The 14,447-nt window shown below is 71.1% G+C and carries 14 protein-coding genes and 1 pseudogene; 9 read left to right on the top strand and 6 right to left on the bottom strand.

All coding sequences use genetic code 11. The features are described from left to right. Positions 1 to 141: 141 nt before the first annotated feature. Positions 142 to 1,839 carry a LuxR C-terminal-related transcriptional regulator gene (locus ACIHAA_RS30590; RefSeq protein WP_399822866.1) on the top strand — a complete coding sequence of 566 codons (1,698 nt, stop codon included), beginning with the start codon at positions 142 to 144 and terminating at the stop codon, positions 1,837 to 1,839. Between the two features lie 478 nt (positions 1,840 to 2,317). After that, positions 2,318 to 2,716 carry an RNHCP domain-containing protein gene (locus ACIHAA_RS30585; protein WP_399822864.1) on the top strand — a complete coding sequence of 133 codons (399 nt, stop codon included), beginning with the start codon at positions 2,318 to 2,320 and terminating at the stop codon, positions 2,714 to 2,716. Between the two features lie 96 nt (positions 2,717 to 2,812). Here ACIHAA_RS30585 and ACIHAA_RS30580 read toward each other — a convergent pair whose 3' ends face one another. Beyond that, positions 2,813 to 3,235, bottom strand: coding sequence for a DUF6003 family protein (locus ACIHAA_RS30580; protein ID WP_399822863.1), 423 nt, complete (start codon positions 3,233 to 3,235; stop codon positions 2,813 to 2,815). A gap of 198 nt (positions 3,236 to 3,433) precedes the next feature. Here ACIHAA_RS30580 and ACIHAA_RS30575 point away from each other — a divergent pair, with 198 nt between their 5' ends. The 5 genes from ACIHAA_RS30575 (at position 3,434) to ACIHAA_RS30555 (ending at position 8,373) form a co-directional block, all read left to right on the top strand. Beyond that, positions 3,434 to 4,453 (top strand): alcohol dehydrogenase, encoded by a 1,020-nt coding sequence (locus tag ACIHAA_RS30575; RefSeq protein ID WP_399822861.1) that lies wholly within the window; start codon positions 3,434 to 3,436, stop codon positions 4,451 to 4,453. A 58-nt stretch (positions 4,454 to 4,511) separates the two neighbouring features. Next, complete coding sequence (locus ACIHAA_RS30570) at positions 4,512 to 4,655, top strand: hypothetical protein (protein WP_399822859.1); 144 nt, start codon at positions 4,512 to 4,514, stop codon at positions 4,653 to 4,655. Between the two features lie 282 nt (positions 4,656 to 4,937). Continuing rightward, positions 4,938 to 6,797, top strand: a complete 1,860-nt coding sequence (locus ACIHAA_RS30565) for a M1 family aminopeptidase (protein ID WP_399822857.1) — start codon at positions 4,938 to 4,940, stop codon at positions 6,795 to 6,797. A gap of 119 nt (positions 6,798 to 6,916) precedes the next feature. Then, positions 6,917 to 7,951 (top strand): ABC transporter permease, encoded by a 1,035-nt coding sequence (locus ACIHAA_RS30560; protein WP_399822973.1) that lies wholly within the window; start codon positions 6,917 to 6,919, stop codon positions 7,949 to 7,951. A gap of 254 nt (positions 7,952 to 8,205) precedes the next feature. Then, positions 8,206 to 8,373, top strand: coding sequence for a hypothetical protein (locus tag ACIHAA_RS30555; protein WP_399822855.1), 168 nt, complete (start codon positions 8,206 to 8,208; stop codon positions 8,371 to 8,373). 72 nt (positions 8,374 to 8,445) lie between these two features. On the opposite strand, the gene ACIHAA_RS30550 is transcribed toward ACIHAA_RS30555, so the two are convergent. Continuing rightward, positions 8,446 to 9,360 carry a GNAT family N-acetyltransferase gene (locus tag ACIHAA_RS30550; protein WP_399822853.1) on the bottom strand — a complete coding sequence of 305 codons (915 nt, stop codon included), beginning with the start codon at positions 9,358 to 9,360 and terminating at the stop codon, positions 8,446 to 8,448. 9 nt (positions 9,361 to 9,369) lie between these two features. Continuing rightward, positions 9,370 to 9,574, bottom strand: a pseudogene (locus ACIHAA_RS30545) (response regulator transcription factor); the annotation flags it as partial. A gap of 463 nt (positions 9,575 to 10,037) precedes the next feature. On the opposite strand from ACIHAA_RS30545, the gene ACIHAA_RS30540 reads away from it, so the two are divergent. Next, entirely contained in the window at positions 10,038 to 10,997 is a 960-nt protein-coding gene (locus ACIHAA_RS30540) for a helix-turn-helix domain-containing protein (protein ID WP_399822851.1), read from the top strand. A gap of 104 nt (positions 10,998 to 11,101) precedes the next feature. After that, on the top strand, positions 11,102 to 11,740 hold the full coding sequence (locus ACIHAA_RS30535; RefSeq protein WP_399822849.1) for a chloramphenicol phosphotransferase CPT family protein: 639 nt from the start codon (positions 11,102 to 11,104) through the stop codon (positions 11,738 to 11,740). An 89-nt stretch (positions 11,741 to 11,829) separates the two neighbouring features. On the opposite strand, the gene ACIHAA_RS30530 is transcribed toward ACIHAA_RS30535, so the two are convergent. From ACIHAA_RS30530 to ACIHAA_RS30520, 3 genes are all read right to left on the bottom strand, one after another. After that, complete coding sequence (locus ACIHAA_RS30530) at positions 11,830 to 12,570, bottom strand: DUF4142 domain-containing protein (RefSeq protein WP_399822847.1); 741 nt, start codon at positions 12,568 to 12,570, stop codon at positions 11,830 to 11,832. A gap of 84 nt (positions 12,571 to 12,654) precedes the next feature. After that, positions 12,655 to 13,539, bottom strand: coding sequence for an NAD(P)-dependent oxidoreductase (locus ACIHAA_RS30525; RefSeq protein WP_399822845.1), 885 nt, complete (start codon positions 13,537 to 13,539; stop codon positions 12,655 to 12,657). Between the two features lie 394 nt (positions 13,540 to 13,933). Continuing rightward, positions 13,934 to 14,251 (bottom strand): hypothetical protein, encoded by a 318-nt coding sequence (locus tag ACIHAA_RS30520; RefSeq protein ID WP_399822844.1) that lies wholly within the window; start codon positions 14,249 to 14,251, stop codon positions 13,934 to 13,936. Positions 14,252 to 14,447 lie beyond the last annotated feature (196 nt).

The raw sequence follows: 14,447 nt of genomic DNA, 5'->3' as shown, positions 1-14,447 counted from the left end.
GAGTTCCGCCGTGGCCGGTCCGAGGGCAGCGGCTTTACCGTTCGTTTGACCGAGTGTTAGAACGGGGGTCCTCTTTGTATTCCCGGACGGACTCACTGGTGACTTTTGAAGGACAGCGCGAAGGCATTGGAAAGTATGTCAGTGAACAGACAAGTGTTGGCGGTGCTGCGCAAGGCGGCAGACGACATCGCTGTGCGGTCCCCTGACACGGCGGCGAATGTGTTGATCCGCGCGCTGAGCCTGGTGGGAGAGGGGAACAGTGACCGGCCCCAACTGCTCGCGGAAACGGTGCGCTTGTTGTCCTTTGCCGGAAGACTGTCCGAAGCCCGGCTGCTGGGAAGGTCCGCCTTACGCTGCGAGACGGACGATGCGACAAAGGCGTCGGTCGAAGCCGGACTTGCTGAAGCGCTCATGTATACGGGCCGCGCGGATGTCGTCGTCGTCCGTGTGCGGCGGGCGCTCGCCGCGCGCGGCGTGCCGGACGAGGTGAGAGCTTCCCTGCTCGCCGCCGAAGCTCATGGCCTGCTGTATGCGTCTGATGTCGGCTCCGCCCGATGCGCCGCGGAGGCCGCTGTCGATCTGGCGCGTTCCTGTGACAGCCGCGCTGCCCTGGTGTTCGCGATCCTCGCGCAGAGCGTGGTCGCGCGAGCAGAGGGAAGGCTGCGGGACTCGCTGTCAGCAGCGGGGGAGGCCGTGGGTCTGGGAGGTGAGGCTCGTGGGCTCGAACGGCATCGGCACCCCCGGCTGTGGGCGGCCGGAGCCGCTGCGGCCCTGGACCGGTTCGCGGAAGCCGAGTCCGGTCTTGATCGAGGCCAGCAGGAGGCCGAGGCCGCCGGGGCCCTGTGGTCCCTTCCCCTGTGGCACTGCTTCCGCGCCAAACTGCGGCTGGCTGAAGGAAAACTCGACCAGGCGGAAGCCCAAGCCCGAATGGGCCTGGAAGGGGCATCGCGCCTCACCGCTCATCTGCGCAACATCTGCATGCTCGGAGTCCTGGCACAGATAGAGATACACCGCGGCAACACGGCCGGGGCGCGAGAGCACATGCGCCGGGTCCGCCAGCTGATGTCACAGGGCCTCAACGCCATGGAGGACCAGGTCCGGTGGGAGCTGGCGCTCGTGTACGACGCATGCGGCGACTACGACCTGGCGGCCCGAAATGCCGCCCAGGCGGCGGAGGCGCTGCCCGGGCGGCTCCTGCTGCTCACGGATGATCCTTCGGTGGGGCCGCAGTTGGTGCGCATGCTCATGAGGGCAGGAGCTGTTCGGGAGGCGGAGCGTGTGTGCGCTGCGGTCGCCGGGCTCGCTCGGGTGAACCCCTCGGTGCCTTCTCTGGCCGGCGCTGCATTTCATGCGCAGGGCTTGCTGCGGTCCGATGCGGATGTGTTGAGGGCCGCGGTTCAGGCCTACCGGGACAGTCCTCGAAAGCTCGCCGCCGCGTCTGCGCTGGAGGACGCCGCCAAGGCCGAGAACGCAGCAGGCCGCAGGGACACGGCCGCTGTGCTCGGGCAGGAAGCCCTGGGCGTCTACAGCGCCTTGGGCGCGGTGCGCGCCGCCCGCCGCACCGAAGCCCTTGTGCGCAGTGTGGGCGTGGGGCACGTCACCCGCCCCCGTGACATCGCCTGCCGTGATGCCGCCGACTGGAGTGCGCTGACACGTGCGGAGCGCCGGGTAGCAGATCTGGTGACCCAAGGCATGACCAACCATTCCGTCGCCGCCGCCCTGTCGGTCTCGCCGCACACCGTTGACAGCCACCTGCGAAAAATCTTCAGAAAACTCGGCGTCGCCAACCGGGTCGCGCTGACCCGCCTCGCCCTGCACAAAGATCACGGGAAGCGGTGACGTCGGCGGCCGCCCCGGCCGCCGCATCGATCTGGGCACCGCGGTGGTGTCCTTCCGCGCGCGCCGGAGCCGGGCGGCGAGCCGGAAAACCGAACGACCGGACGGCGGCCGCCGGACTAACCTGGTGGAGAACCGCCTCCACGGCCGCCGACGCGGTGGAGGCCCGGAAGACCGAGGAGGTGGCGTGATCACGATGAAGCACAACGCTGCCGATGCTGCCTGACGGGGGACGACGCCGACGGCAGTGAGGCCGGACCGACACCTACCGGCGGCACGTGGTGCACCCCGCGTGACAGTGGCCGGGACAGAGACACAAACCCGGTCGTGGTCCGGATCCGGAGCCCCTCGGGCGCTTCGGTGAAGCTGGAGCCGGAAGTAATCGCCCTTCCTTCAGTGGCGGTGAATCGCGTCCCTCCCCGGCCGAGCCTGCGGCCCTGCTCCGGCAGGGAAAGAACGAACGGAACCCTGCGCCTCCGAGTTGAAGACCCCCTTCGACTCGCTGAGGAGCAGCACCATCGGCAGAAAAACCGAAAACACCGGCTTCACCTGCGAGAACTGCGGCAGAGCGGTCGTAGCGCTGGTCAACGGAAGCTACCGCAACCACTGCCCGCACTGTCTGTACTCGCTGCACGTGGACATCTCGCCCGGAGACCGCGCCAACGACTGCCGCGCCCCGATGCGCCCGGCCGCCGTTGAGCACCATTCGGCCAAGGGCTACATGATCGTCCACCGGTGCACCGGCTGCGGTGCCCGTCGCCGCAACCGCATGGCCGACGACCCGCACCAGGGCGACGACCTCGATGTCGTCCTCGCTCTCATGCGGCGCGGTCAGGGCGAAGCCGGAGACAGAAGGCGTCATCGGAGCCCCCTCCGATGACCCGGCGGCTCCCGCCCCCGGCGGGGGCCGCTTCCCTGTGCGCCCCTGGCCTACCGCCGCTTCCCGAACCGCTCGGCCCAGTTGGCCGTCACACCGTCATTCGGCGACGGCCGCCACGGCGGCGGGATCCTCACCGCTCAGTTCCACGATGCGGTTCAGGGGCACACCCGCCGCCACCGCCCGGGCGAGCAGCGCGTCCCGGCCGTCGGTGCAGTCACGGTAGGCCAGCAGTTCCTCCTCCAGCCGGGCCACCGGCTCCGGGACGTGGTGGCGGCGCACCCGGCTCAGCTCCTCCTCGGTCAAGGGGACCGGCAGCCGCTCCGCCCCCTCCGGGATGGCCGCCGTCTCCTCCGGGGGCAGCACCCGCAAGGCCGGGGACGTCGCCGGAACGCCGTGCGCGGAGAGCCAGGCCTGTACGGCAGGGGTCTCCATACAGGCGAGCGAACCGACCGCGGCCGGCGGCACACCGAACGGTGTCCCGGCCTCGTCCAGCAGCACCAGATAGGCGTCATCGGTCATCGTCGGTTCCTCCGGAAAGGGCGGGGGGGGCGGGCCGGTCGCCGACCGGATACCCCGTCGGGGCCCGATCACCGCCGGATGGCGCCGGGTGCCGCACGCCCCTCGGCGCGCGCGATCGGCCCGGAGCTGATGTGCTGGTCGGGGGCCATTGAAACAGATCCGATGAGCCGGACCCTGGAGCCTTTGCGAGGCAGACGGATGAGTACCTATCGAGTCGCGCAGGCGGCCACCTCGGGTGGCCCCCTGGAGATCGCCGAACGCGACGTGCCGCGGCCGGGTCCCGGCCAGGTGCGGATCGCCGTGGAGGCGTGCGGGGTCTGCCACAGCGACACCTTCTTCGTGGACGCCGCCGTACCGGGTATCACCTTCCCGGTGGTTCCCGGGCACGAGATCGCCGGAACGATCGAGGAACTCGGCGAGGGAGCGGACGGCCGGGGCTGGGCGGCCGGTGACCGGGTGACGGTGGGCTGGTTCGGGGGCAGCTGCGGCCACTGCCTGGCGTGTCGGCAGGGCGACTTCATCGTGTGCCCGAACCTGAAGGTCCCCGGGTGGGCCTACGACGGCGGTTTCGCCGAGAAGGTGATCGCACCGGTCGACGCCCTGGCCCGGATCCCCGACGCGCTCCCGGCCAGCGCGGCGGGGCCGATGGCCTGCGCCGGAGTGACCACGTACAACGGCCTGCGGCACGCATCCGCCCGGCCGGGCGACCTGGTCGCCGTCCTGGGCATCGGCGGGCTCGGTCATCTGGGCGTGCAGTACGCGGCCGCGATGGGCTTCGAGACGGTGGCGATCGCCCGCGGAGGGGACAAGGCCGAACTCGCCAAGCAGCTCGGTGCCCACCACTACGTCGACAGCACGGCCACCTCCGTCGCGGAGGCCTTGCAGGCGCTGGGCGGTGCGAAGGCGGTGCTGGCCACGGCGGGCAATTCCGACGCCATCACGGCGACCGTGGACGGGCTGTCGCCCCGCGGTGAGCTGGTGGTGATCGGGGCGGCGCCACAGCCGCTGGGCATCAGCCCCGCCCAGCTGATCGGGGGCGCCAAGGTCGTCCGCGGTCACCCCTCCGGCACCTCGCAGGACGTCCAGGACACCATGGCCTTCAGCGCCCTGCACGGGATCCGGCCGATGGTCGAGACCGTGCCGCTGGAACAGGCCGACGAGGCCTATCGCACGATGCTGTCCGGTGCCGCGCGCTTCCGCATGGTCCTCACCTGCTGATGCGGCCTGCCTGCGGGCACGGGGGGAGGGGCGGGGGTCCCGGGGGCGAAGGAACGGCGTGACGCCCTTCCACGGCGTCCATCGCGAGGCCCTTCCACGGCGCCGTCGCGGCGCCGCCGTGGCGCCCACCGGGGGAGTGGTCGGCGCGCAGGCCGGTGTGCGGTCCGGCGTACGGTCCGGTGTGCCGTCCCGGTCCGACTGACGCGCGCTGCCGTGCACCCGCGTCAGTATGGCCACGAGGTTCCCAACTCCCGTGCCGCCCGCGGCGCTTGAGCGCCATTTGCCCTCCGTTCGCCTCATGGCATGTTCCGGTCAAATCTGCCAGTCTTGGGTAGCCGTCGCCCCGACCCCACGGGAAGACGGCGGGACTCTCCCCAGCGATCGCGCAAGCGATACGCACAGCCCCGGCCGCCCACCGGCGCACCCAAGCCGCGCGGCGGCCACCGAGCACGCCGGAATCCCTCCCGGCGCAAAGGAGCTTCGCGTGAGATCCACCCCCCACAAGGCCCTCGCGGCGGGCGCACTCGCCGTCGTCGCGGTGGCCGCGGCCGTCCTGCCCGCGACCCCCGCGGCGGCCGCACCGTCCCCGGCCGCCGCGCCCGCCGCCTGCACTCCGTCCCAGGTGGTCACCAACGGCGGCTTCGAGAGCGGCACTTCACCCTGGAGTCAGTCCACCTCCGGAGTGATCACCAACCGGGCTGGGCAGACCGCCCACGGCGGCACCTCCTTCGCCTGGCTGAACGGCGTGGGCAGCACCCACACCGACAGCCTCACCCAGAGTGTGACCATCCCCGCGGCATGCAGTACGGCGACGCTCAGCTTCTGGCTGCACATCGACACCGCCGAGACGACCTCGTCCACCGCCTACGACAAACTGACGGCGAAGATCGGCAGCACCACCCTGGCGACGTACTCGAATCTCGACAAGAACGCCGGGTATGTGCAGAAGTCCTACGACGTCTCGGCGTTCGCGGGCCAGACCGTGACCGTCGCCTTCACCGGCACCGAGGACTCCAGCCTCCAGACGAGCTTCGTCCTCGACGACGTCGCCCTCAACACCTCCGGCGGCACCACCCCGCCCGCCGACTCCACCCGCACCCCGGCCGCGCCCGCGTACACCGTCAGCCTCAGCAGCAACACCACGGGAACCGGCTGGACCGGGCACGAGAGCGCGACCTTCACCAACGCCTCGTCCACCCCGCTCGACGAGGTGTATCTGAGGCTGTGGGACAACTACCACGGCACCTGCTCCGCCCCGCCGATCACGGTCACCAATGTCACCGGCGGCACCGCAGGCGCCCTGTCCGTCAACTGCACCGCCCTGGAGATCGCCCTGCCCACCCCGCTCGCCCAGGGGCAGAGCGCCACGATCGGCTTCGACCTCGGAATCACCGTGCCCAGCGGCGCCGACCGGTTCGGCCACGACGGCGCCTTCAACTTCATCGGCAACGCCCTGCCCGTACTCGCAGTCAAGGACGGGGCGGGCTGGCACCTGGACCCGTACACCAACAACGGCGAGTCGTTCTACTCCCTGGCCGCCGACTTCAAGGTGACCCTGGACCACCCGACCAGCCTGCTGGTCCCGGCCACGGGCACCTCGACCGACACCCCCGGCTCCAGCGGACGCACCGTCACCACCGCCACCGCCTCCAAGGTCCGCGACTTCGCCTGGGCGGCCGGTCCCTTCACCAAGATCTCCGGCACCTCGCCCGCCGGCACGGCCGTCAACATCTACTCCGTCTCCGGCATCAGCTCGGCCGACGCCCAGTCGATGCTCAGCACCGCCAAGTCCGCCGTGGACACCCATGCGTCACGGTTCGGCGCCTACCCCTACGGCGAACTGGACGCGGTGATCGACAACAACTACTGGTTCGGCGGCATGGAATACCCCGGCTTCGTCCTCGACCTGGTCAGCACCACCGCGCTCACCCATGAGATCGGGCACCAGTGGTGGTACGGCATCGTCGGCGACGACGAGTACAACAGCCCGTGGCTGGACGAGGCCTTCGCCGACTACTCCACCGACCTGGCCCAGAACAAGACCGGCACCAACTGCTGGAACAGCGTCTCCTGGGCCTCCTCGGCGGAGAAGATCACCAACTCGATGGCCTACTGGGACGCCCACTCCTCCCGGTACTCCACCGTCGTCTACGGCTACGGCAAATGCGCCCTGCACGACCTGCGGCGGGTCATCGGCGACAGCGCCATGACACAGCTGCTGAAGTCCTATGCGGCGGCGCACTGGTACGGAGTCTCGACCACGGCCGAGTTCAAGGCGGCCGCGCAGGCGGCCACCACCACGGACCTGACCTCGTTCTGGACCCAGCACCGCATCGACGGCTGACACCGGCACCGGTTCGCCGCGGCACACCGTCCGCGGCGAACCGGTGCCGTGCAGCACCGCAGGGACGGGGATCGCGAGAGAGCGCGGCAGAGTGATCTAATCTATGCGCCATGTCCGAAATGCCCCATGGCATGCCCGCTCGGCCGTCCGCCCGAGCGGCTCGCTGGGCCGCCTTTCGGGAGTCCCCGTTCCTTCCGGCGACCGTCCTGGTGCTGATCGTCGCGGCGATGGCCGGACTGTTCGCCGGTTCCTACACCTACGCCATGGCCAACCCCACCCCGCACACCGTGCCCGTCGCGGCCGTCGGCGCCTGGGACGGCACCCAGGGCCGACGCTTCGTCGCGGCCATGGAGAAGACACTCACGGCCTCCCTGGAACTGCACGCCTACGACAGCCTCCGGGCGGCGCGCAACGCCGTCGACGACCAGACGGTGTTCGCCGTGCTCGACGTCCCCGCCGCCGGGAACGGGGTCACCGTGGAGGTGTCCGGCGCGTCCGGGGCAACCGTCGCCCAGGTCCTCGAACAGTCGGCGGCACACGTCGGCAGGGCCACCGGAGTGCCGGTCGTGGTGCGCGACATCAAGCCGCTCCAGAGGGGCGATCCGCGAGGACTGGCGATCTTCTACATCTCGATCGCGGCGGTGATCATCGGCTTTGTGGGAGCCATCCAGCTCAGCGTCCACGCCCGGGCACTGAACCCGCTGGAGCGCACCGCCTTCATCCTCGCCTACGCCCTGCTCGGCGGCTTCGCCATCGCCGCGGTGGTGGACTGGCTCCTGGACGCCCTGAGACTGCCCTTCGTCGCGTCCTGGCTGATCCTGGCACTGACGATGTTCGTGTCCGGCACGGTCTTCACCATGTTCCACACCCTCTTCGGGCGCTGGGCCGTACTGCCGACCTGGGGGCTGATGGTCGTGCTCGGCAACCCCTCCTCGGGAGGCGCCGTCTCCTGGCCGCTGCTGCCGTCACCGCTCGGTGTCATCGGCCGCTGGCTGCCGCCCGGAGCCTCGGTGAACGCCCAGCACACCGCCGTCTACTTCACCGGACACCAGCATGCCTTCCCCTTCCTGGTCCTGACCGGCTGGGGCGTCCTCTCGTGCACGGTCTTCTGGGTCTGGCGTGACCGACACCCGGGCGGCCGCCCGGCCACCTGACCCGGTCCTGGGCAGCCCCGCCAACTACCACCGGGCCGTACCGCTCAGCTACGACCAGTTCCGCTACGCCTTCGCCAACGCGGTGAGCGAGGAGGAGGCCCGGGAGCTCTACGAGCGGTTCGCCGTGCCCGCCTCAGGGAGCCGCTCTTCCAGGCGGCGGTCGCCAACATCAATCTCTGGAGCGAGGTGACGGTGGACACCCTCTCGCCCGGGCGCGGCCCCCTGCTGATCATCTCCGGCGAGAAGGCCACACCGTGCCTTGGGCCATCGCGAACGCCTCGTACAAGAAGCAGGAGCGCAACGAGCACGCGGTGACCGAGATCCATGAGATGCCCGGCCGGGGCCATGCCCTCACCATCGACAACGGCCGGCGGGAGGTGGCCGGGACGGCGCTCGCCTTCGTCGCGCGCTTCACCCGCTGAGCACGGGGCGCGGCGCGGACGAGGCGAGCGAGGCGGTCGATCCGCCGACCGGTCGCCCGGCGCCGCGCGGCGTCAGGGCGCGGGGACCGGCAGGTCGAGGGAGCGGCTCTCGTCCAGGACCCGGTACCCCGCGCTCGTGTACAGGTTCATCGCCACCTCGTTGCCGCCCCACACGGTGAACATCAGCACCGAGTCGCCGCCCGCGAGTGTGGCCCGCTCACCGACCGCCATCGCGGCCCGCCCGTACCCCTTGCCGCGGTACCGCTCCTGGACGTGCAGCGAGTAGCCGTAGGTGACGCCGGGGAGATGGGCGTGCTTCAGCCAGCCGGTGCCGATCGGCTCGCCCGCGGCCTCCAGCACCAGGAAGGTGTTCTCGGGCGTCTCCAGACCCTCCGGGATCAGCTCCGCGAAGTCGCGGTCCGCCTTGCGCGCGGCCTCCACGGCGTCCAGGGCCCCGGCCCGGACGATGCCCTCGGCGTAGGACGCCTTCTCGAAGGCGAGCCACTCGGGGTACTCGGCCCCGGTCATCGGCCGTGAGGTGACGCCGTCGAGCGGCTCACCCGGCGAACCGACGGGACGCACCCTGCGCTGGCCCCGCACCGGATAGTGGGCGAACAACTCGCCCGCGGGCTCGGTGAGTCGGACATCCAGCCGGTGCGCGCCGCGCTCGGCACACCACGACTCGGCCCAGTCGCGGGCGGCCTCCTCGTGCCCCCGGCCCCGGTGGGACGGATCCACCTGGAGGTCCCCGATACGGCCGGCGGGCGTGCCGTGGTCGTCGCTCACCCCGACGGCGACATGCCCCACCGGGGTCCCGTCGTCGACGATCGTCGCCACGGTCCAGTCGGCGGCCTTGTCCCGCACCTCGTCGAGCAGGCGCCGCGCCGCTTCCGCGCCGAGTCCGGCCGCGGTATACGCGGTCCCCAGCCGCCGCTCCAGGTCCTGCTGCCAGCCGGCTCTGTCATCGCGTATGCCGAATTCCCTCACCCGCCCACCCTAATAGCGGTGTTGCGGGTCCGGCCACGACGTTTCGGTCCGGGCGCTCCGCGGGTCCCGCGGGCCCAGAGCCCGGGCCGGCCTCGCCCGGGAGGTGACCCCGAGCTTCGGGTATATCCGGTACAGATGGTCGGCGACCGTACGCGGAGACAGCTTCAGCAAGCCCGATCCCCTTGTTGGTCAGACCGGCCGCCGCGAGCCGCGCAGCGCTGCACCCTGCGCCGTCCGCGCCGGGTCCGACCGGTCAGGGCGGCGTCCCCGTCGAGCCAGGTGCCGACGCTCCAGACGTCTTGCCGATACCGGCTTCGCCCGCAGCAGGATCGCCGTCCCGCCGCCTTCCCCGGACACCACTCCGTCCAGCGCCGAGCCCAGCAAAGACCTCTCACGACTGCGGCCTACGAGGTCCGAGCCGTCCGTCGCGGCCATGCGCACCCCCTCACCCGAACCCCCGTACGCCCCGATCGTATGCGCGGAGGCCAGGGCCGACGGCACCGTGAGCCACCGGATGCAGCCACCTCGGCGCGGCCGGAGCGAACACCGGCCGTCCTGGCCCCGCAGTGCAGAGTCCTTTCCCCTGCGTGCCGGATCCGGCCGTGAGCCCTTCGCCCGCCTTGCGTCCGTTCGCCCGCGGATTAGTCTCCGTCCGTACCAGGGCGGGAAGGACGAGCATGACGACGACGTGGACGACGGCGGCCGTGCCCCTCGGGGACCGCGCCGAGGCACTGCGCCAGACCATTCGACAGCAGGTCGTACCGGTCGAACTCGTCCTGCCCCGGCAGCCGGAGCAGGTGCACGCGGATGTCACGATCACCGACATCGGCCCCCTCCAGGTGAGTTCGGTCCGGGCCAACCCCGCCGCCGTGCACCGCACCGCCCGGCTGGCCAGGGCGGACGACGAGCCGGTGCTCTTCATCAGCCTCCAGGTCTCGGGGGAGAGCACCGTCATCCAGGACGGACGCAGCGCCGTACTGCACCCGGGGAACATCGCCTTCTACGACACCCGGCGGCCCTACACCCTGCTCTTCGACCGCGGTGTGGACATGCACTTCTTCCGTATCCCGGTGCGTGAACTCGCCCTGCCCGACGACGTGCTGGGCCAGGCGGTCGCCCGGACCCCTGGCGCGGAGGGCGCCGTGCCGGACCTGGTGACGGGGTATCTGACCCGGCTGGCCGCCACCCGCGGGCTCCTCGACGGGACCGCCGCCCGGCTGCTCGCCGCACCGAGCATGGAACTGGTCCGCGCCCTGATCGCCGCCGAGTCGGACAGGCCCTCGCTCGCCGCGGAGCCTCTGCACGAGACGCTGGGGGTGCGCATCCTCGCCTACCTGCGGACCCATCTGGCCGACCAGGACCTCACTCCCGCCCGTGTCGCCGCCGCCCACCACATCTCGGTGCGCCACCTGTACGCCGTGCTGGCCCGGAGCGGCGTCGGATTCGGCGACTGGGTGCGCACCCAGCGCCTCGACGCCTGCCGCCGCGAACTCTCCCGCGTCCCGCCGACCACGGAGACCATCGCCGACCTGGCCCACCGCTGGGGCTTCAAGTCCCCGTCCCACTTCAGCCGGGCCTTCAAGGCCGCCTACGGCCTCCCGCCCCAGGCCTGGCGCGACCTCAGACACCTCCCGTAGACCCGCAGCACCCCGACGGCAACCGGGGGACGCGGCCGAACTTCTATGATGATCGAAAAGGTGTGCGGTCATCATGAGTCCGCGGCGGACGGAAGGACACCGGCATGCTCGGCACGACGAACTCCCACCCGGCCGACGAGACCGCGGCCCGGATCCCGGACACCGCGACAGGCGGTACGGTCGTCCTGCTCAACGGCACTTCCAGTTCCGGCAAGTCGAGCATCGCCCGCGAACTCCTCACGATGCTCGACGGCACCTGGTTCCATATGCCGGTGGACGCCTTCCACGCGATGCGCAGCACGGGCGACTTCCCCGACGACGACGTCCAGGCGGAGATCGACCGCACGTGCAAGGGCTTCCACCGGGCCGTCGCGGGCATGGCAGCCGGGGGCAACAACATCGTTGTCGACTACCCGCTCAGCCGCCGGTGGCGGCTGCTCGACCTGCTCGATCTGCTCGTCCCCGAGGACACGCTCCTGGTCGCGGTCCGCTGCCCGCTGCCCGAACTGGTGCGCAGGGAGACCGAGCGCGGCGACCGCACTCCCGGACTGGCCGCGATGCAGTACGACCACGTCCACGCGCACGGGCCGCACGACCTGGAGGTCGACTCAGGTCTGTACGGCCCTCGCCAATGCGCCCTGCGCATCCGCGACTTCCTGCCCGGCCGCCCCCGCCCCACCGCCTTCGAGACGCTCCGCCGGTCCCTGCGGCCGGGACGGGCGGCACCGCACGGCGGTCGGTAGGGCGCGAGCGCCCGGTACGGCACCGCCCGGCGGACAGCAAGCCGCCGCGGGCGGGCTGAGGCCGCAGGGGACGGCCGTCGCACCGTTGGTCAGCCGATCGCCGGGCTGGGTGTGGGGGAGGCCGTCCGCACATTCAGGTCCGGCCGGGGGGTGAGCACGACCATCGGCGCACCCGGCGGGGGCGGCGGCGGGGTGAGCTGGTCCTTGGGCAGCTTCGGCGGGGTGCTCTGCTGGAAGAGGACCTGGTCGAAGTTGACCGTGCCGGTCTTCTCCAGCACCGTGATGTGGTCCAGGACCGTGTCGTTGGCCAGATCGGCGAGCTGGCGCACCATGGTGTTCTTGGTGGTCGCACGGACCTTGGCGATGACCGGGAAGATCTGGCCGTGGGTGACCCGCATGATGTTCGCGGCGGTGCTGTCGAACTCCTTGCCGGACACGGCGGACGAGGTCGCCACGAACTGCTGCTGCTGCGGAGTCGCCTGGTTCGGCAGGGTGATGCCCAGCTCCGGGGCGATCCTGCGGCACAGCGCGTCGAGCCCGGCGTGCCCCACGATCAGATGCTTGCCCGCCTCCCGCATCTCGGGCGTGGACCCCTTCTCCAGCGCGATCTCGCCCAGCGGGTACTCCCACAGCCCGGCCGACCGCACCTTGACCACGAAGTCGCGGTCCGCCTCGGTCAGCGGGCCGAAACGGGTGTTGGCGATGACGCGGTCCGGCGAACTCGACGTGGTCTGGACACCGAGCATGGCGGGGTACACCAGGGCGGTGAGGGTCAGGCCCAGTGCACCGGCCACGAAGACGGTTCCAGCGACATTCCGGGACATGGGCATAGTGCCTCCAGGCGTGAGCGGCTTGCTACGCCCGAAGGTACGTAGGAACGCGGCGGATCGATCACCGCCCGGGGCAAAACTTGCCTACGTCGGCAGACCCGCCCGGCGCCGGGACACATCCGTGATCACGGCCCAGTCCTTGTCGGCGTCCCCATGGGCGAGGGCATCGAGGAAGGTGTCGCGCAGCACGCTCCCGAAGGGCAGCGCGACGTTCGCCGCGGCGCCCGTGGAGAGGGCGAGCGTGACGTCCTTGAGGCCGAGCGGGAGCCGGAAACCGGCCGGTTCATAACGGCGTTCGGCGACCATCGGGCCGTAGCCGCCGTAGACGGGTCCGGGGAAGAGCGTGCCGGTGAGCAGCTCCACGAGATCGGCCGGGCGCACCCCGTTGGCATCGGCGAGGGTGCATGCCTCCGCGGTCGCCTCGATCGCGCAGGCCAGCAGGAAGTTGACGCTGATCTTGGCGATGAGGGCCGCCCGGGGGCGCTCGCCGAAGTTCCAGGTGTGCCGGCCCATCGCCGCGAGCAGCGGTTCGACCCGCTCAAGGAGTGCCGGGTCGCCCGCGGCCAGGATGTTCAGCTCACCGGCGGCGGCCACGGGCGGACGCCCGATGACCGGGGTCGCCACATAACCGATGCCGTGCTCGCGGTGGAGGTCCTCCGCGCGGTCGGTGAGTTCCGGTGAGACCGTCGCCATGTTCATGTGCACGGAGGCCGTCGCGCCCGCCAGCAGGGCCGGGTCGAGCAGCAGCTGGTCGACGATGTCGTCGCTGGCCAGCATGGACACCACCACATCGGCGGCGAAGACCTCGGGAAGCCCGTCGGCCACCTCGGCCCCCTGTTCCGCCAGCGCCGCCACCGGTTGCGGGGAGCGGTTCCAGACCCGCACCCGGTGCCCCGCGCGCACCAGGCTGGCGGCCATGCCCTGCCCCATCGCACCGAGTCCCACGAATCCGACCGTCATACGGGTCATCGCACACTCCCCGTTGTCCCCGAACTGCTCCGACGCCCCGAAGAGTACGGTCTCCGGCCGCCCCGCGCGTCCCCCCGACGCGGCCCCGGCCGCAGTTTCCGCCGGGCGCTCCGCCGCCGCTCCCGCGGCATACCGGCCGAACGGGTGCGGACGGGGGCCGCCGCGCCGGTCGGAAAGCGGCAGCCGCCGGGTGCTCTACGACTTCATTCCCGCCCCGGTGGCCGGTGCCCCGCTGGACACCGCCGCCCCGAGCCGTACCGTACCGGCAGGAATCGGCCTGACGCCTTCCTGCCGGTACGGCGGACGCAGCCACCTCGGGTTGCCTCACGCTGCACACCGAGGACCGTCCCGACCTCAGATCCTCTGAATCTCAGATCATCAGCACCTCAGATCCTCAGATCTCCGAATCGATGCCCGTGATCACCGCCGGTCCCAGCGGCGCACTGCCCTCGTCCAGCCCCACGGCACGCAGAGCGGAGCCCGCGAGGCGGCGTGCGTCGTGTTCCGCGTGGGGCCCGCTGTCCGCCTCGATCGTGAGGCGGATGGTGAAGGTGTCGTCGTCATTGACGGTGAGGACGTCCAGGTCCTCCTCGTCCCCCATCTGGGTGCGGTGCGGATCGGCGGGACGCAGTGCGCGCACCAGCTCGGCCGTCTGACCGGCTCCGATCGCGTCGGTGAAGGTGCCGGGCACGGTGATCACATACGTCGTCATGTCAGTCCTTCCTTCGGATACCACGCCGGGTACCCCGCATCCCGGCCCAGACCACCCGCACTACTTCGCCCGGGGGAACCGACTTGGCCCTGGGCGCGCCCGGCCTAGCTGTTCTGTCCCGGGAGGTTGTGGACGGGTGAGCCAGGTCTCGGCTGAGGGATCTTGAACGGGTGAGGGCCTTCCGGTTCGGTGTGGA

Source organism: Streptomyces sp. NPDC052040 (assembly GCF_044548405.1).
Lineage (GTDB): Bacteria > Actinomycetota > Actinomycetes > Streptomycetales > Streptomycetaceae > Streptomyces.
This window is presented reverse-complemented; position numbering and strand designations above follow the sequence as displayed.